General features: G+C 60.6%; 20 protein-coding genes. 13 read left to right on the top strand and 7 right to left on the bottom strand.

Features of this window, described 5'->3' with window-relative positions:
* Positions 1-148 precede the first annotated feature (148 nt).
* The 4 genes from moaC to R1A29_RS04415 all read left to right on the top strand — a co-directional run bounded on the left by moaC (position 149) and on the right by R1A29_RS04415 (position 2,281).
* Positions 149-622: a cyclic pyranopterin monophosphate synthase MoaC gene (moaC, locus tag R1A29_RS04400; protein WP_007957321.1), complete on the top strand. Its 474-nt coding sequence runs from the start codon at positions 149-151 to the stop codon at positions 620-622.
* Positions 619-861 carry a molybdopterin converting factor subunit 1 gene (moaD, locus tag R1A29_RS04405; protein ID WP_438300762.1) on the top strand — a complete coding sequence of 81 codons (243 nt, stop codon included), beginning with the start codon at positions 619-621 and terminating at the stop codon, positions 859-861. Before moaC ends, moaD begins: the two co-directional genes overlap by 4 nt.
* A gap of 3 nt (positions 862-864) precedes the next feature.
* Positions 865-1,317: a molybdopterin synthase catalytic subunit MoaE gene (gene moaE, locus R1A29_RS04410; protein ID WP_119429970.1), complete on the top strand. Its 453-nt coding sequence runs from the start codon at positions 865-867 to the stop codon at positions 1,315-1,317.
* Between the two features lie 187 nt (positions 1,318-1,504).
* Positions 1,505-2,281: an ABC transporter substrate-binding protein gene (locus tag R1A29_RS04415; RefSeq protein WP_085711691.1), complete on the top strand. Its 777-nt coding sequence runs from the start codon at positions 1,505-1,507 to the stop codon at positions 2,279-2,281.
* Positions 2,282-2,321: 40 nt separating this feature from the next.
* On the opposite strand, the gene R1A29_RS04420 is transcribed toward R1A29_RS04415, so the two are convergent.
* The 5 genes from R1A29_RS04420 to R1A29_RS04440 form a co-directional block, all read right to left on the bottom strand.
* On the bottom strand, positions 2,322-2,963 hold the full coding sequence (locus R1A29_RS04420; protein ID WP_438300763.1) for a helix-turn-helix transcriptional regulator: 642 nt from the start codon (positions 2,961-2,963) through the stop codon (positions 2,322-2,324).
* A gap of 93 nt (positions 2,964-3,056) precedes the next feature.
* Positions 3,057-4,184: an NAD(P)/FAD-dependent oxidoreductase gene (locus tag R1A29_RS04425; RefSeq protein ID WP_438300764.1), complete on the bottom strand. Its 1,128-nt coding sequence runs from the start codon at positions 4,182-4,184 to the stop codon at positions 3,057-3,059.
* A 14-nt stretch (positions 4,185-4,198) separates the two neighbouring features.
* Positions 4,199-5,143, bottom strand: a complete 945-nt coding sequence (locus R1A29_RS04430; protein WP_438300765.1) for an ornithine cyclodeaminase family protein — start codon at positions 5,141-5,143, stop codon at positions 4,199-4,201.
* Positions 5,144-5,267: 124 nt separating this feature from the next.
* Positions 5,268-6,746: an ATP-dependent RNA helicase RhlB gene (gene rhlB, locus R1A29_RS04435; protein WP_085711687.1), complete on the bottom strand. Its 1,479-nt coding sequence runs from the start codon at positions 6,744-6,746 to the stop codon at positions 5,268-5,270.
* 110 nt (positions 6,747-6,856) lie between these two features.
* Complete coding sequence (locus tag R1A29_RS04440) at positions 6,857-7,513, bottom strand: alpha/beta hydrolase (protein ID WP_085711686.1); 657 nt, start codon at positions 7,511-7,513, stop codon at positions 6,857-6,859.
* A gap of 467 nt (positions 7,514-7,980) precedes the next feature.
* On the opposite strand from R1A29_RS04440, the gene R1A29_RS04445 reads away from it, so the two are divergent.
* From R1A29_RS04445 to R1A29_RS04460, 4 genes are all read left to right on the top strand, one after another.
* A complete protein-coding gene (locus R1A29_RS04445) occupies positions 7,981-9,012 on the top strand; it encodes an amino acid ABC transporter substrate-binding protein (protein WP_265812250.1) in 1,032 nt (343 codons plus the stop codon).
* Between the two features lie 65 nt (positions 9,013-9,077).
* The gene (locus R1A29_RS04450) at positions 9,078-10,259 is read left to right on the top strand and encodes an amino acid ABC transporter permease (RefSeq protein WP_085711684.1); all 1,182 of its coding nucleotides are present in this window, start codon (positions 9,078-9,080) and stop codon (positions 10,257-10,259) included.
* Between the two features lie 10 nt (positions 10,260-10,269).
* Entirely contained in the window at positions 10,270-11,367 is a 1,098-nt protein-coding gene (locus R1A29_RS04455; RefSeq protein ID WP_438300766.1) for an amino acid ABC transporter permease, read from the top strand.
* Between the two features lie 11 nt (positions 11,368-11,378).
* On the top strand, positions 11,379-12,143 hold the full coding sequence (locus R1A29_RS04460; RefSeq protein ID WP_003221897.1) for an amino acid ABC transporter ATP-binding protein: 765 nt from the start codon (positions 11,379-11,381) through the stop codon (positions 12,141-12,143).
* Between the two features lie 52 nt (positions 12,144-12,195).
* Here the strand turns inward: R1A29_RS04460 and R1A29_RS04465 are convergent, their stop codons facing one another.
* Entirely contained in the window at positions 12,196-12,684 is a 489-nt protein-coding gene (locus R1A29_RS04465; protein ID WP_085711682.1) for a type II toxin-antitoxin system MqsA family antitoxin, read from the bottom strand.
* Complete coding sequence (locus tag R1A29_RS04470) at positions 12,681-12,989, bottom strand: type II toxin-antitoxin system MqsR family toxin (protein WP_085711681.1); 309 nt, start codon at positions 12,987-12,989, stop codon at positions 12,681-12,683. The genes R1A29_RS04465 and R1A29_RS04470 overlap by 4 nt, the downstream gene beginning before the upstream one ends.
* Before the next feature lie 165 nt (positions 12,990-13,154).
* Between R1A29_RS04470 and R1A29_RS04475 the strand changes: the two genes are divergently transcribed.
* The 5 genes from R1A29_RS04475 (at position 13,155) to R1A29_RS04495 (ending at position 17,700) form a co-directional block, all read left to right on the top strand.
* Entirely contained in the window at positions 13,155-13,814 is a 660-nt protein-coding gene (locus R1A29_RS04475) for a FadR/GntR family transcriptional regulator (RefSeq protein ID WP_438300767.1), read from the top strand.
* A complete protein-coding gene (locus R1A29_RS04480) occupies positions 13,804-15,108 on the top strand; it encodes a CynX/NimT family MFS transporter (protein WP_438300768.1) in 1,305 nt (434 codons plus the stop codon). The genes R1A29_RS04475 and R1A29_RS04480 overlap by 11 nt, the downstream gene beginning before the upstream one ends.
* A gap of 100 nt (positions 15,109-15,208) precedes the next feature.
* The gene (locus R1A29_RS04485; protein ID WP_438300769.1) at positions 15,209-15,682 is read left to right on the top strand and encodes a nuclear transport factor 2 family protein; all 474 of its coding nucleotides are present in this window, start codon (positions 15,209-15,211) and stop codon (positions 15,680-15,682) included.
* 39 nt (positions 15,683-15,721) lie between these two features.
* On the top strand, positions 15,722-16,024 hold the full coding sequence (locus tag R1A29_RS04490) for a GIY-YIG nuclease family protein (RefSeq protein ID WP_085647749.1): 303 nt from the start codon (positions 15,722-15,724) through the stop codon (positions 16,022-16,024).
* Between the two features lie 740 nt (positions 16,025-16,764).
* Positions 16,765-17,700 carry a glutathione S-transferase family protein gene (locus R1A29_RS04495; protein WP_438300770.1) on the top strand — a complete coding sequence of 312 codons (936 nt, stop codon included), beginning with the start codon at positions 16,765-16,767 and terminating at the stop codon, positions 17,698-17,700.
* Position 17,701: the final 1 nt, after the last annotated feature.

Consider the following 17,701-nt stretch of genomic DNA (forward strand, 5'->3'; position numbering starts at 1 on the left):
CACGCGCAGGGAGTGTTTCTCTCTTGCCTTGTAGCTTGCCGCTTGCCGCTTGCAGCTGCTTAAATGCAGCCATTCCATACCTACAGACTACTGCGCTTTTCACTTGCCGCTCGTAGCTTGCCGCTTGTAGCTGCCTCAAGGAGGCCTCGTGCTGACTCATCTCGATTCCCAAGGTCGCGCCAACATGGTCGACGTCACCGAAAAAGCCGTGACGTTCCGCGAGGCGACGGCCCAAGCGCTGGTGCGCATGCTGCCCGACACCCTGCAGATGATCGTCAGCGGCGGCCATCCCAAGGGCGACGTGTTCGCCGTGGCGCGCATCGCCGGCATTCAGGCGGCGAAGAAAACCAGTGACCTGATTCCCCTGTGCCATCCGCTGATGCTCACCGGCGTCAAGGTCGAACTCAGCGCCGAAGGCGACGACGCCGTGCGCATCGTGGCCCGTTGCAAGCTGTCCGGGCAGACCGGCGTGGAGATGGAAGCGCTGACCGCCGCCAGCGTCGCCGCGCTGACGATCTACGACATGTGCAAGGCCGTGGATCGCGGCATGACTATCGAAAGCGTGCGCCTGCTGGAGAAAGTCGGCGGCAAAAGCGGGCATTTCCAGGCGGAGCAGCCATGAACCTGACCGTGAAGTTTTTTGCCCGTTACCGCGAGGCGCTGGGCGTGGATTCGGTGAAGGTCGAGGGGGATTTCGCGACGGTCGAAGACGTACGCGCCTTGCTCGCCAAGCGTGAAGGCGCCGAGGTGCTGAGCGAACAGAACCTGATGTGCGCGCGCAATGAAGACCTGTGCCAGCTCGACGAGCCAGTGGTCGATGGCGACGAAGTGGCGTTTTTCCCCACCGTGACCGGAGGCTGAGCCATGCGCATTCGGGTGCAGTCCGAACCGTTCGATCCGGGCGCTGAAGTCAACGCGATGCACGCGGCCAATGTCGGCGTCGGCGCGGTGGTGAGTTTTGTCGGCTATGTGCGCGACTTCAATGATGGCCTCGATGTCGCCGGAATGTTCCTCGAACACTATCCGGGCATGACCGAAAAGGCCCTGGGCAAGATCGCCGTCGAGGCCGAACAGCGCTGGCCGCTGTTGAAGCTGGAAGTGCTGCACCGCATCGGCGCGCTGGAACCGGGCGAACCGATCGTGTTCGTCGGCGCCGCCAGCGCCCACCGTCAGGCGGCATTCGACGCCTGCGCCTTTGTCATGGATTACCTTAAGACCCGCGCACCGTTCTGGAAAAAAGAGAACACCAGCGACGGCCCGCGCTGGGTCGAAGGCCGTGACAGCGATCATGCGGCGGCGGATCGCTGGAAGCAGTAAATCTTCTTTTATCCCCTCTAGTGCATCAGCCGACCATTGGCTTTTGCCTGATTGACGATTTGTACATGAAAGTCCAATATGGATTTCCAAGTACAAAAATAGTCTCATGCTTGAAGCTCCAGGCTTGCTGCTTGCAGCTGCACTTCTTCGTCTTGCCAAACCAACAACAACCCGCGAGAGAACGAACATGAAGAAACTCCCCCTCATCACCGGTCTGGCGCTGAGCCTGTTGGCGTGCAGCAGCGTGTTCGCCGCCGAGAAAACCCTGCGCATCGGTATCGAAGCGGCCTATCCGCCCTTCGCCTCAAAGACCGACCAGGGTGAAATCGTCGGTTTCGACTACGACATCGGCAATGCCCTGTGCGCGCAGATGCAGGTCAAGTGCGTGTGGGTCGAGGGCGAGTTCGACGGTCTGATTCCTTCCCTGAAAGTGAAGAAAATCGACATGGCGCTGTCGTCTATGACCATCAACGAGGACCGCAAGAAGTCCGTGGACTTCACCCACAAGTACTATTTCACCTCGTCGCGGCTGGTGATGAAGGAAGGCGCCACGGTGGATGATCAGTACGCCAGCCTCAAGGGCAAGACCGTCGGCGTGCAGCGTGCGACCACCACCGACCGTTACGCCACCGAGGTGTTCGAGCCCAAGGGCATCAACGTCAAGCGCTATGGCAACAACGAAGAAATCTACATGGACCTGGCGGCCGGCCGTCTCGACGCGATTTTCGCCGACACCATTCCGCTGACCGATTTCCTGTCGATGCCGCGCGGCAAGGGTTACGCCTTTGTCGGGCCTGAGCTTAAAGACCCGAAATACGTGGGTGAGGGAGCCGGGATCGCGGTGCGCAAGGGCAACACCGAGCTGGTCAGCCAGTTGAACACGGCCATCGACGGTATTCGCGCCAGTGGCGAGTATCAGAAGATTTCCGAGAAGTACTTCAAGTCCGACATCTACGGCGACTGAGTTTCAAAATGTGCAGCCTGCCATCGCAGGCTGCACGCTTTCAGCCCTTCAATTCCTTCAAATGCTTGTACACCGTCGCCCGCCCCATGTTCAGCACATTGGCCACGTAGTTCGAGGCGCTCTTGCCCTTGAACGCCCCCTCGGCGTGCAGCGCCAGCACCAGTTCGCGTTTGTGATCGCGGGTCAGCAGGTTCAGGCTCAATTGCCGCTCGCGCAGCCAGGCGTGCAGGAAAGTGTTGATCCGCTCCTGCCAGTCATCGCGAAACAGCGAGTCCGGTTGCGGAATCAGCTTGCTCGGCGAGAGGAACAGATCCAGCGCAGCCTTGGCGTTCTCGAACAGTGAAATATTCAGGTTGATGCACAGCACCGCCAGCGGACGCCCTTCGCTGTCGCGCAGCACGGTGCTCAGGCTGCGAATCTTCTGGCCGTCCCAGTTGAGCTTTTCGTACGGACCGATGTTCCGTTCGCTGACGTCGTCGCTGAGCATTTCTTCCAGCGACGATTCATCACCGATCACCCGTTTCGACAGGTTGTTGGCGATGTAGTCGACCTTCTGCGTGCGCAAGTCATGCAGCACCACTTCGGCGTGGGGAAAGAACAGGGTCGCGATGGCATCGGCGATGGCGTGGTAGTTATCCAGCGCGGCGTCATTCGGCTCGGGCGTTTGTTCGGGGGCGGTCATAACTGTGGAGCTCCAGGCAACGTCAACGCCCCCGTGGTCCGGGGGCGTTGCGAGTGTGCCGTAATCCGTTGGGCGAGTCATCCGGGTGGGCGGTCAGGACAGGCGGGCAGGGGAAAGCATGGCGGCGCTCAGGCCGAACTGCTTGAGGTGCTCCGGCAACGAGTCACCGCGCACCAGCGCTGCGCTGGCCATGCCCATGGCCGGCGAAGTCTGGATGCCGTAGCCGCCCTGGGCCGCGACCCAGAACAGCCCCGGCACCTGCGGATCGAACCCGGACAGCAAGTCGCCGTCGGCCACGAAACTGCGCAGGCCGGCCCAGGTGCGGGTCGGGCGGCGGATGGTCAGGGTCGTCGCTTCTTCGATCTGGTAGATGCCCATGGCGATGTCCAGTTCTTCAGGCTGCACGTCGTGGGGTTCGACCGGATCGGCGTTGGCCGGGGAGCCGAGGAACATGCCGGCGTCGGGCTTCATGTAGAACGATTCGTCGAGGCTGACCAGCATCGGCCAGTGATGAATATCCACGCCTTCGGGGCCGGCGAAGATGAACGCGGCACGGCGTTTCGGTTGCAGGCCCAGCGACCGGGCGCCGGCGAGGGCGCCGATTTTGTCGGCCCAGGCACCTGCCGCGTTGATCACAATGGGAGCGCTGAAGGTCTGGCCGTTGGTCTGCACTTGCCAGACGCCGTCGGCATCACGGCTCAGCCCGAGCACTTCGCAATCGGTCAGGACTTGCCCGTTGTTGCGACGGATACCACGCAGATAGCCCTGATGCAGAGCATCGGTGTCGATGTCGCTGGCGGTCGGGTCGTAGATCGCGCCGTGGACCTTTTCCCGGCGCAGGATCGGCAATCGCACGCAGGCTTCTTCCGCGCTGAGCAATTGCATCTCCGGCACTGTGGCTTTGGCGCTGAGGTATTGATTGTTCAGCTCGGCGGCGTCACCGGTGAAATCCACGGTCATTTCGCCGCGCGGGGTCAGCAGCGGATGTTCGCAAAAACCACTGGGCGGGTGATCGAAAAACGCCCGGCTGGCCTGGGTCAGCGCCCGAACCTGCGGAGTGCCATAAGCAGCGGTGAACAGCGCAGCCGAACGCCCGGTGGAGTGATAGGCCGGGTGCGATTCACGTTCCAGCACCACGACCTTGCCGTGCTGCGACAGCCAGAAACCGGTGGACGCGCCGGCAATCCCGCCGCCGATGATGATGAAATCTGCATGACTCATGAAAATCTCCGGTGTCAGCGCTGCAATTGATAGACGGCGTTGGCCAGGGCGATGTCTTCCAGGCCCAGGCCGATGGAGCGGAAGAACACGTGACGGTTGTAATCCGGACGCGGCACTTTTTCGCTGAGCAGGTCCGCGAGGTCACCGAGGATCGCGCCGTTGTCCCAGCCATGCTGTTCGCTGGCGATCAGCATTTCGCCGGCCGAACCCGGTGTGGTCAGACGATAGTCGCAGAACACCTGCATGTCGTTGAGGCTCTGTGGCGGTACTTCGTGGGCGCGTGGTGCGTTGGTGCTGATCGAGGAGATCAGCGCCGGTTTGCTCAGGGTTGCCGGGTCGATCACAGGTCCTGCGGAGGAGGTGCAGAGCATGATCACGTCTGCGTCGGCAATGGCGGTTTCGCGGCTGTCGGCGATGCTCACCCGTGGATCGAGGGTTTGCAGCAGGCTGGCGGTTTTCGAGTCTTCGCTCAGAGTGGGCGAGTACACATTGATGCTCTGCCACTCGCGCAGATTCCTGGCGTAATGCAGATGCGCTTGGGCGACCTTGCCGCTGCCGATGATTGCCAGGCGCTTTGCGTTCGAAGGGGCCAGGGCATCGACCGCGACCGCTGTGGTTGCCGCGGTGCGGGCGGTGGTCAGCTCGCCGGCATCGCAGAGCAGCAGCGGCTGGCCGGTCTGCATCGACATCAGCAGCGTCCACGCGGTCACCAGCGGGCCTTGCTCGCGAACGATGTAGGGCGAAGTCTTGACCCCGTACACGCCGTCTTCGGCCAGTACGCCCAGATAGTTGATGAAGTCTCCGGCGCCCTGGGGAAACTCCACCAGTTGCTGCGCCGGTTGCACCGCATGCCCGGCCGCCAGATCGCGGAACAGCTTGCGCAGGATCTGCATCACATCGATCCGGGCCAGAAGCGCCCAGGCCTGGGTTTGATCAATCACGTACGGCGTGCTGGACATGTCGGACTCCGGAGACAGTTGCTAAACTAATTTGTCCATTATGGACTTTTAGTTTTGTTGAACAATATCCGGGCGAAAAAAAAGCGCAGCCCATTGCCGGCTGCGCTTCTCTTTATGGCGTCGTTTACTGTGGACGCTTGCGCTCTACTGCCCGCAGCAGATGGGTCGGCGGGGTTTCACAGCTGATCTTGCGACCGAGTTTTTCTTCGATGGACGGCAACTGATAGGAGTCGTCTTCACCGGCGAAGCTGATCGAAACGCCATCGGCGCCCGCGCGACCGGTACGGCCGATGCGGTGCACGTAGTCGTCCGGCACTTCCGGCAGGGTGAAGTTGATCACATGGCTGATGCCGTCGATGTGGATGCCGCGACCGGCCACGTCGGTGGCGACCAGCACGCGGATCCTGCCTTCGCGGAAGCCTTCCAGGGTCTTGATCCGCTTGTGCTGCGGCACGTCACCGGACAGTTGCGCGGCGTTGATGCCGTCACGTACCAGGCGTTCTTCGATGCGGCGCACTTCGTCCTTGCGGTTGGCAAACACGATGACCCGCTCCCAGCCGTTGTCGTTGACCAGGTTGAAGAGCAGTTTGTATTTGTCGGCGCCGGCCACCGCATAGATGTGCTGCTCGACGTTTTCGTTGGCCACGTTGGTGACCTCGATTTCGACGATGGCAGGGTCGGTGGTCCACTGCTTGGCGAGGTTCATCACGTCATCGGTGAAGGTCGCGGAGAACAGCAGGGTCTGGCGTTCGCTTTTCGGCGGGGTCTGGCGAATGATCTGCCGTACCTGCGGGATGAAGCCCATGTCGAGCATGCGGTCGGCTTCGTCCAGCACCATCACTTCGACCATGTCCAGATGCACGTCGCCGCGCTGGTTGAAGTCGAGCAGACGGCCCGGGGTCGCGACGAGGATGTCGCAGTGGCGGGCTTCAAGGTGCTTGAGCTGCTTGTCGAAGTCCATGCCGCCGACGAACGTCATGACGTTGAGGCCGGTGTACTTGGTCAGGTCGGCGGCGTCCTTGGCGATCTGCACCACCAGTTCACGGGTCGGCGCGATGATCAGCGCCCGAGGCTCGCCCATGTAGCGCTCTTTCGGCGGCGGGGTCTGCAACAGCTGGGTGATGATCGAGATCAGGAACGCGGCGGTCTTGCCGGTACCGGTCTGGGCGCGGCCGATGGCGTCTTTGCCGGCGAGGGTGAAACCCAGCACCTGGGCCTGGATCGGCGTGCAATAGGGGAAACCCAGGTCGTGGATGGCGTGCATCAGTTCCGGGGCGAGTTTGAAATCGTGGAAACGGGTCTTGCCTTCCTGTGGCTCGACGACGAAATCTTCGAGTTTCCAGGGAATGACCGGCGCCTTGGGCTTCGGTTCGCGGCGTGGCTTGGCCGGTTTGGGTGCTTCGCTGCGGGCCGGTTCAGTGACCGGTGCGGCGACAGGGTCGGTTTTCGGTTCGCGTTTCGGTGTGGCTACGGGAGCCTGGCGGTCGGCCTGTTTGCCATCGCTGCGATGGCCGGGGGCGTGCGACGGCGCACTGGGAGCGGGCGCGAGCTGCTCAGCCTCGCTTTTACCGAACATCTTCTTGAGTGCTTTGAGCACGGTCATCTCATCAATTGGTTAAGGAATGTACGCCGGCCAGTGTAATGCAAGAAACGGGCGCGGCGTAGTGGGATGATCAAAGGGGCCCGACCACCGGAAAATCGAGCCCCGGACGATCAGCGCAGACGTTCGCTCAGCCATACGCCGATGTCGCGAATTTCTTCGGGTAACACTTCGTGCTCCATTGGGTATTCCTGCCATGTCACGGTGACACCATGGGCCTTCAGATACTCATACGCCGTGCGGCCCATGGAGTTCTGCACCACGTTGTCGAACTGGCCGTGCAGCGCCAGCGCCGGAATCCGTTGCTGGCTCGCGGACAGCTCCAGTTCGTCGCTGAAGGTCGGCGCGTAGGTCGACAACGCCAGCACGCCGCCCAGCGGTCCCTGCCATTTCAGAAACGCGGTGTGGTAGACCACGGCGCCGCCCTGGGAAAAACCAGCGAGGAAAATCCGCGAAGCGTCTATTCCGCTGGCGCGCTGTTGTTCGATCAATTCGATGACGTGATCGGCGGATGCTTCCAGCTCATCGCGGTCGATGGCCCGTGCCGGGCTCATGGCCTTGATGTCGTACCAGCTCGGCATGGCATATCCGCCATTGATGGTCACCGGGCGGGTCGGTGCCTGAGGCAGGACGAAGCGGGTGCTCAGCAGGCTTTCCTGCAGGGCCTCGGCCACCGGCAGGAAGTCATAGCGGTCGGCGCCGAGGCCGTGCAGCCAGATCACGCAGGCGTCGGCTGCCTTAACAGGCTGAAGAATCAAGGGCTCGGTCATGGCTGCTCCAAAAATGTGCGGGCGCTCTCATTAAGTGCGTGATTGGGGTGCGCGCCCGGTTGATCCGTTAAGAAGATGTCGCAAGGCTACAAGTTTTGCTATTGACCTGTCGCTCAATCGCTTCAGCGAGCGGTGTGGTACGGGCTTTGCTATGAGGTAGTCGTGCAATCGATCTCGCGCCTGGCGGTAACACTATCAGTGAACGCCCGGCGACGGGATAGCAAAGAATCCGGTGATGGATGTTCGCCAATGGCCGCAACGGGCTTAGCGAACGTGAAAGGGCTACCGCCCGTTCGGCCGACTGGTGAGAAGTGAGTTGTCCATGATGTGGATTTTCTCCTACTAGACTCATAGCGAAGGTCCTGCGTCGGTTGACCCCATAAAAAGCCAACACGGGTCAACAACGCCTCAAAAGGGTGCGACTGGGCTCAAGCTCCGACACAACAAGAGCAAAACTGGAGGTTTGAATGAAGATGTTGAAATCCACGCTGGCGATCGTGACTGCTGCTGCAGTACTGGGTGTCAGCGGGTTCGCTCAGGCGGGTGCAACCCTGGATGCGGTACAGAAGAAAGGTTTCGTGCAGTGTGGCGTGAGCGACGGTCTGCCAGGCTTCTCCGTACCGGATTCGACCGGCAAGATTCTCGGCATCGACGCCGACGTCTGCCGTGCCGTGGCCGCTGCCGTGTTCGGCGATGCGACCAAGGTCAAGTTCAGTCAGTTGAACGCCAAGGAGCGCTTCACCGCGCTGCAGTCCGGCGAGATCGACATCCTGTCGCGCAACACCACCATGACCAGCTCCCGTGACGCGGGCATGGGCCTGAAATTCCCTGGCTTCATCACTTACTACGACGGCGTGGGCTTCCTGGCCAACAACAAGCTGGGCGTGAAAAGTGCCAAGGAGCTCGACGGTGCAACCATCTGCATTCAGGCCGGTACCACCACCGAGCTGAACGTGTCCGACTACTTCCGCGCCAACGGCCTGAAGTACACCCCGATCACTTTCGACACCTCCGATGAAAGCGCCAAGTCGCTGGAATCCGGTCGTTGCGACGTGCTGACCTCCGACAAGTCCCAGCTGTTCGCCCAGCGCAGCAAGCTGGCTTCGCCGAAAGACTACGTGGTTCTGCCGGAAACCATTTCCAAGGAACCGCTGGGCCCGGTCGTGCGTAACGGCGACGACGAGTGGCTGGCGATCGTGCGCTGGGTCGGCTACGCGCTACTCAACGCTGAAGAAGCCGGCATCACTTCGAAAAACGTACTCGATGAAGCCAAGTCCACCAAGAACCCGGACGTTGCCCGTCTGCTGGGTGGCGACGGCGAGTACGGCAAGGACCTGAAACTGCCGAAGGACTGGGTGGTGAAAATCGTTTCCCAGGTGGGTAACTACGGCGAAATCTTCGAGAAAAACCTCGGCAAGAGCACTCCGCTGGAAATCGACCGTGGCCTGAACGCGCTGTGGAACAACGGCGGCATTCAGTACGCACCACCAGTGCGCTAATGGTTCTATCACCCGGCGGGCCAACCGCCGGGTGATGTTCTGTTCCATTTCTTGCGGGGCACTTCATGCAAAATTCAATCGGCGCACCAAAGCAGAGGTTCAGCCTCAGCGATCCGCGTGTGCGTGCGTGGCTATTCCAGATCATCACCGTCGTGGCGGTGGTCGCCATGGGCTGGTATCTGTTCGACAACACCCAGACCAACCTGCAGCACCGGGGCATCACGTCCGGGTTCAGCTTTCTGGAGCGCAGTGCCGGGTTCGGCATCGCTCAACACCTGATCTCCTACACCGAAGCGGACAGCTATGCCCGCGTGTTCGTGATCGGCCTGCTCAACACCTTGCTGGTGACCTTCATCGGCGTGATCCTGGCGACTTTGCTGGGGTTCATCATCGGTGTGGCGCGGCTGTCGCCGAACTGGATCATCAGCAAACTGGCGACCGTGTATGTGGAAGTCTTCCGCAACATTCCGCCGCTGCTACAAATCCTGTTCTGGTATTTCGCGGTGTTCCTGACCATGCCGGGGCCGCGCAACAGTCACAACTTCGGCGACACCTTCTTCGTCAGCAGCCGTGGCCTGAACATGCCGGCCGCGCAAATGGCTGACGGCTTCTGGGCGTTTGTGATCAGTGTCGTGGTGGCTATTGTCGCCATCGTGCTGATGAGCCGTTGGGCCACCAAACGTTTCGAGGAAACCGGCGAGCCGTTCCACAAGTTCTGGGTCGGCCTGGCGATGTTCCTGGTGATCCCGACGCTGTGCGCGCTGATCTTCGGCGCTCCGCTGCATTGGGAAATGCCGAAGCTGCAAGGCTTCAACTTCGTCGGTGGCTGGGTGCTGATCCCGGAACTGCTGGCCCTGACCCTGGCCCTGACCGTGTACACCGCGGCGTTCATCGCCGAGATCGTGCGTTCGGGGATCAAGTCGGTCAGCCACGGCCAGACCGAAGCGGCCCGTTCCCTCGGCCTGCGCAACGGCCCGACCCTGCGCAAGGTGATCATTCCGCAAGCGCTGCGGGTGATCATTCCGCCGCTGACCAGCCAATACCTGAACCTGGCGAAAAACTCCTCGCTGGCGGCCGGTATCGGTTACCCGGAAATGGTTTCGCTGTTCGCCGGCACCGTGCTGAACCAGACCGGCCAGGCGATCGAAGTCATTGCCATCACCATGAGCGTGTACCTGGCGATCAGTATCAGCATTTCCCTGCTGATGAACTGGTACAACAAGCGCATTGCGCTGATCGAGCGGTAAGGAATAGCGCATGAGTACTCATACTTTCAAACCCGACATGCCACCGCCGGCCAAGGTCTTCGGCCCGATGGCGTGGATCCGCGCAAACATGTTCTCCAGCTGGCTCAACACCCTGCTGACCCTGTTTGCGTTCTATCTGATTTACCTGGTGATTCCGCCACTGCTCAGCTGGGCGATCTTCGATGCCAACTGGGTCGGCACCACCCGCGCCGACTGCACCAAGGCAGGCGCCTGCTGGGTGTTCATCGAGCAGCGTTTCGGCCAGTTCATGTACGGCTACTACCCGGCGGAGCTGCGCTGGCGCGTGGATCTGACTGTGTGGCTGGCGGTGATCGGCGTGGCGCCGCTGTTCATCAAGCGTGTGCCGCGTAAAGCGGTGTACGGGCTGAGCTTCCTGGTGATCTATCCGATCGTTGCCTGGTGCCTGCTGCATGGCGGCGTGTTCGGCCTGAGCGCCGTTGCCACCAGCCAGTGGGGCGGCCTGATGCTGACGCTGGTGATCGCCACCGTCGGTATCGCCGGCGCGCTGCCGCTGGGGATCATGCTGGCTCTGGGACGACGCTCGAACATGCCGGCCATTCGTGTGGTCTGCGTGACGTTCATCGAGTTCTGGCGCGGCGTGCCGCTGATCACCGTGCTGTTCATGTCTTCGGTGATGCTGCCGCTGTTCCTGCCTGAAGGCATGAATTTCGACAAGCTGCTGCGGGCACTGATCGGCGTGATCCTGTTCCAGTCGGCCTACGTCGCCGAAGTGGTGCGCGGCGGTCTGCAAGCGATCCCCAAAGGCCAGTACGAAGCCGCGGCCGCGATGGGCCTCGGTTACTGGCGCGCCATGGGCCTGGTGATTCTGCCGCAGGCCCTGAAGCTGGTGATTCCCGGCATCGTCAACACCTTCATCGCGCTGTTCAAGGACACCAGCCTGGTGATCATCATCGGCCTCTTTGACCTGCTCAACAGTGTCAAGCAAGCCGCTGCCGATCCGAAATGGCTGGGCATGGCCACCGAAGGCTACGTGTTCGCCGCCCTGGTGTTCTGGATTTTCTGTTTTGGCATGTCGCGCTATTCCATGCACCTGGAACGCAAGCTCGACACTGGCCACAAGCGTTAGGAGTTTTTTCGATGAGCGAAGCAATCAAAAAGCCAGTGGGCCCTGAAGGCATCATTCAGATGCAGGGCGTGAACAAGTGGTACGGCCAGTTCCACGTGCTGAAAGACATCAACCTCAACGTCAAACAGGGCGAGCGTATCGTGCTGTGCGGCCCGTCGGGTTCCGGCAAGTCCACCACCATTCGCTGCCTGAACCGTCTGGAAGAGCACCAGCAGGGCCGCATCGTGGTCGATGGTGTGGAACTGACCAACGACCTCAAGCAGATCGAAGCGATCCGCCGTGAAGTCGGCATGGTGTTCCAGCACTTCAACCTGTTCCCGCACCTGACCATTCTGCAGAACTGCACCCTGGCGCCGATGTGGGTGCGCAAGATGCCCAAGCGCAAGGCCGAGGAAATCGCCATGCACTATCTGGAGCGCGTACGCATTCCGGAGCAGGCGCACAAGTTTCCGGGGCAACTGTCCGGCGGTCAGCAGCAACGTGTGGCTATCGCCCGTGCGCTGTGCATGAAACCGAAAATCATGCTGTTCGATGAGCCGACCTCGGCACTCGACCCGGAGATGGTGAAAGAGGTTCTCGACACCATGATCGGCCTGGCCGAAGACGGCATGACCATGCTCTGCGTGACCCACGAAATGGGCTTCGCCCGCACCGTGGCCAACCGCGTGATCTTCATGGACAAGGGCGAGATCGTCGAGCAGGCGGCACCAAACGACTTCTTCGACAATCCGCAGAATGATCGGACCAAGCTGTTCCTGAGTCAGATTTTGCATTGAGATCTGATGCATAAAACCAACCCGGCCTTGTGCCGGGTTGATTTTTTGGGGATCAGGACACGGTGAGGGTTTCGTGTTCTTTGTGGACGGTGTGCGTGAAGCCTCTCAAGTCTGCCCCTTCACCGAGAGACTTTGCATCGGTCAGCAAGTACGGGTAACGATCCAACAGTCGCATCAGCAGTATCAGTGCTTTGGGCGGCAATATTTCGCCGCGCTCGTAGCGAGAGAAAGCGTTATGTCCACCACCCGACAATAATTGCACCGTCTCTTTTTGCGTAAGGTGCAATTTTCGACGGATACGCCTCATCTCGTCACCGATCATTTGCCTGGCAGCGAATACCAGTTCATCCCCTGCTTCCCCAAAACGTTCTGCGCTGTCAGTGTCGAAGTCCCACTCGACCTCACCGCACTTCTGGCACTCCCAGCCAGAAAGATTATCTACACGGCGCTCCATGCCTTTGACACTCAAGGTTTCGGCGCGACCCTCGAAATGCCTCATTCCCTCACGTGCACCGCAGCTGACACATTGCTGGGTTTTCATGGGTTTTTCTCCTTGAAGGAAATTACCGGTGGGCCGCCTGGGCGGTAGGTCACCTTGATGTAAATCTCCTGATCTTGTGAAGTGATGTGATACACGTCCTGCCAGACTCGATGATCGTCATAAGTGGTCATGGATTTGTACAACATCCTGTTCTGTAACTCGAAAACGATTTCTTGCATCTCTCTGAAGCTGAAGCCGAGCTTCTCACCGGATTTTGCCGAAGACCTGGTGAAGGCTTTTTTGCCAAGTCGCCTGACCTCAGCCTTGATCACCACCAAGTCGTAATGGGGTGTGTTCTTTTCCATAAGAAACCAAACCCTGTCCCTGAAATTACCCTTAAAGGGTAATTTTGACCAATCGAAAATCCCGCTTCATTTCCCTCCCAATCAACCTAGGTGGTTGCCGTCCTACACGGAGCTGACTAACATGTCAGAAAATTCATCCCATGATTGGATGAAAGGGCGAATCCTATGTCAGACATTTCTCCACTCATTAAGCGATCCCTGGTCGATCAGGCCCTGGATCAATTGCGCCAACGCATCACCGATGGCACCTGGCAGGTCGGACAGCGTCTGCCAACCGAGCCCGAGCTGTGCGCCGAGCTCGGCATCAGTCGCAATACCGTGCGCGAGGCGATGCGGGTGCTGGCGTTCTCCGGGCTGATCGAAATCCGCCAGGGTGACGGCAGCTATCTGCGGGCGGTGGTCGATCCGATGGACACGCTCAAGGCGCTGTCCAGGTGCTCGCTGGATCAGGCCCGGGAAACCCGGCACATCCTTGAAGTCGAGGCCATCGGCCTGGCGGCGTTACGTCGCACCGATGAGGATCTGGCCGGTTTGCGCGAGGCGCTTGGCGTTGCCGGCAGCCACTATCACGGTGACCTCGACAGCTACATCGCCTGTGACCTGGTGTTTCACCGCCGTCTGGTGGACGCCGCGCACAACCCGACCCTCAGCGAGCTGTATCGCTATTTCTCCAGCATCGTCGGCGCGCAATTGCGCCAGACCCTGAACATCGTCCCTCGTCGACAGGAAGTCTTCGATTTGCACATCGCCTTGTTCGAAGCCGTCGAACAGCGTGATCCGGAACGGGCCAAGGCCCTGTCGAGGCAACTGATCAATGAACCCTGAAACCGAGAAAACCATGTCCCGCTCTGAAGCTTCCAACGCCCCCAAGCGCACCGCCGAACTGGAGGAGCTGCTGATCGATGCCGAGGCTGACGATGAGCAGGTGCAGCAAAGTCATCCGCTGGTGCGGCGCCCGTGGCTGTTGCTGCTGGGGCTGATTCTGGTGGCGTTGAACCTGCGCCCGGCGCTGTCGAGCATGGCGCCGCTGCTCAGTGAAGTGTCGAAAAGTCTTGGTCTGACTGCTGCGCAAGCGGGGTTGCTGACGACGTTGCCGGTGCTGTGTCTCGGTCTGTTCGCTCCGTTGGCTCCGGTGCTGGCGCGGCGTTTCGGTGCCGAGCGGGTGGTGCTGGGGATCCTTCTGACTCTGGCTGGTGGCATCATCCTGCGCAGCAACTTCGGCGAAATCGGTCTGTTCGCCGGTAGCGTTCTGGGCGGCGCCAGCATCGGCATCATCGGCGTGTTGCTGCCGGGTATAGTCAAGCGTGACTTCGCCAGGCATGCCGGCACCATGACCGGTGTCTACACCATGGCCCTGTGCCTGGGCGCGGCAATGGCGGCGGGTTCGACCGTGCCGTTGAGCGAGCACTTCGATCACAGCTGGGCCATGGGCCTCGGGTTTTGGGTGATTCCGGCGCTGGTTGCTGCAGTGTTCTGGTTGCCACAAATCGGCCAGAAGCACGGCGCGCACAACGTCGCGTACCGAGTGCGCGGGCTGCTGCGAGATCCACTGGCCTGGCAGGTGACCTTGTACATGGGCCTGCAATCGTCGCTGGCCTATATCGTGTTCGGCTGGTTGCCGTCGATCCTCATCGGTCGCGGGCTGACGCCGACCCAGGCCGGTCTGGTGTTGTCCGGCTCGGTGATCATCCAGCTCGCCAGTTCGCTGGCGGCGCCGTGGCTGGCCACGCGCGGCAAGGATCAGCGGCTGGCGATCGTGGTGGTGATGGCGCTGACCCTCGGCGGCCTGTTCGGTTGCCTCTATGCGCCGATCGAAGGCCTGTGGGGCTGGGCGATCCTGCTGGGCCTGGGGCAGGGCGGTACGTTCAGCCTGGCGCTGACCCTGATTGTATTGCGCTCGCGGGACTCCCATGTCGCGGCGAACCTGTCGAGCATGTCCCAAGGCTTCGGTTACACCCTCGCGTCCATGGGCCCTTTCGCGGTCGGCGTGGTGCACGACTGGACCGGCGGCTGGAACGCCGTGGGCTGGATCTTCGGCATCGTCGGTGCCGGTGCGATCCTTGCCGGTCTCGGTGCCGGGCGTGCGTTGTACGTGCAGGTTGAAAGCGAAAAGGTCTGATGTGCACACACTGTCGGTATTCGGAATGCGAATGCCGATAGTGTTTCGGGCGTTTGCGGATTATCGTGCTGGCAATCTGTACATTTCCTGGAGATTGCCCATGAGCGAAGAAGCCAATAGCGCCTTGATCACCCGTTTCTACCAGGCTTTCCAGCGCCTCGACGCCGAGGCCATGGCCGCCTGCTACACCGACGACGTGGTGTTCAGCGACCCGGCCTTCGGCGAGCTGCGCGGCCGTGATGCCGGCGACATGTGGCGCATGCTCACCACCCGGGCCAAGGACTTCTCCCTGACCTTCGACAACGTCCGCGCCGACGAGCGCAGCGGCGGCGCCCACTGGGTCGCAACCTACCTGTTCAGCCAGACCGGCAACGTCGTGATCAACGACATCCAGGCGCGCTTCGTCTTCCGCGACGGCAAGATCTGTGAACACCATGACCACTTCGACTTGTGGCGCTGGTCGCGCCAGGCCCTGGGTTTCAAAGGCCTGCTGCTGGGCTGGACGCCGCTGGTGCGCAACGCCGTCCGCGCCCAGGCGCTGAAAGGGCTGAAGGCATTTCAGGCGAGTCGCTGATAAGATCGCGGCCTGTTCTTCACACTCCTTTATTGCCCAGTGACCAGCCTCAGCGAAAATCCCCTCGATGCCGACGTTCCAGTGAGCAAGTCCTGGTTCGTCTACCTCGTTCGTGCCGCCAACGGTTCGCTGTACTGCGGGATCAGTGATGATCCCGTGCGCCGTTTCGCCAAGCACCAGAGCGGCAAGGGTGCGCGATTCTTTCTCTCAAGCCCGGCGATGGCGCTGGTCTACACCGAGCGTTGCCGCGACAAGAGTGATGCGTTGCGCCAGGAGCGGTTGATCAAGAAGCTCAGGAAGAGTGCGAAGGAGTGTCTGGTGGCGTCTTATCGGCCTGATTGATCGGGTGCGAGCGGTAGAAATACCTGCACGTCGAGGCGGCGCGTTCTGACAAATGACAGACGAAAAAAAACCGCCTTTGCGGGGCGGTTTTTTCTGTAAGCCTCGGTTTGCGGCCGGGCTTACTGTGTCTCACCGGACACACTAGCGTGGGCGAAGATTATTCGTCTTTATGTCATCGAGCAAGCCTAAAAACACTCATTCGGAAAAATGCGGTTTTTTATTCATTTGTTTAAGCAACGGGTCAGAAACCCGATTACGATCTGTCCGCTCGCATGACAGTGCAACCATTGAGGTCTGGCCGATTGGCGTAACGGTTTCATGCCCTCTGACACGGAGTTGCTCCCGTGCCGGAATGATATTTCAGAGGGTGTCACAACCGGCCGCCTCACTGGACACACTAGCGTGTATTCCGAAGGCGTATGTGGTCCGGTAAGCACGCTGGAGGTTTGGCCCCCAACCGGAGGCCAAAACGTATGAAGCTTTTGCTGCGTACTCTGAGCCTCGCATGGAGGTCGTTCAAAGCGTTTCGTTTTTACGAGTTCCTGCGAGATCACTTCGATGACCTGATGTAAGGCCATTGCAGTGGAAAAACCGTCTCGGTTTCGGCTGAGACGGTTTTTTTCGAGAACTCTCAGGTGCCTTATCAACCTGACTGATCAGTTCCCATCAGCCGGATCCGTAGGCTGCGAACGAATTGCGCGCTAAGCTGCTGGTTCACTTTCTGTGCGGCGGAGCCGAGCATGTCCGAGTTGATCCTCCATCATTACCCGACCTCTCCATTCGCCGAAAAGGCCCGCTTGCTGTTGGGTTTCAAGGGCTTGTCCTGGCGTTCGGTGCACATTTCGCCGGTGATGCCGAAGCCGGACCTGACGGCCCTGACCGGTGGCTACCGCAAGACCCCGGTCCTGCAGATTGGCGCCGATATCTATTGCGACACTTCGCTGATCGCTCGTCGTCTGGAGCAGGAAAAGGCCCAGCCTTCGTTCTTCCCGGAAGGTCAGGAAATGATCGCCGCCAGTTTTGCAGCCTGGGCTGATTCTGTGGTGTTCCAGCACGCAGTGAGCCTGGTGTTCCAGCCGGAATCGGTGGCGGTACGTTTCGGCAAGTTGCCGCCGGAAGCGATCAAGGCGTTTCTCGCCGATCGTGCCGGACTGTTCAGCGGTGGCAGCGCAACCAAGCTGTCGGCCGAGCAAGCCAAACATCAGTGGCCGACCATCATGGCGCGCCTGGAGCAGCAGCTGCAGCGCGAGGAGGGTGACTTCCTGTTCGGTGAGCCGTCGATTGCCGACTTCGCCATGGCGCATCCACTGTGGTTCCTCAAGGCTACGCATGTGACGGCGCCGTTGGTGGATGACTACCCGGCGGTGTCTGCGTGGCTTGGGCGGGTGCTGGGCTTCGGCCATGGTGCGGCGAGTGCGATGAGCTCCGAAGAGGCACTGGAGATTGCGCGCGACTCGACACCAGCGGCATTGCCTGATGAGCAGTTTGTCGATCCGAACGGATTTGCAGCGGGTCAGCAAGTCGTGATTGCGGCCACTGACTATGGCGTTGATCCGGTTGCCGGAGAGCTGGTATTTGCCGGTCGTGAAGAGTTGATCCTGCGCCGTGAAGACGAACGCGGTGGCGTGGTGCATGTGCACTTCCCGCGATTCGGTTTCCGGATCGAGAAACGCTGAA

Origin of the sequence: Pseudomonas sp. NMS19W (assembly GCF_051554255.1) — a bacterium.
Taxonomy (GTDB): domain Bacteria; phylum Pseudomonadota; class Gammaproteobacteria; order Pseudomonadales; family Pseudomonadaceae; genus Aquipseudomonas; species Aquipseudomonas kribbensis.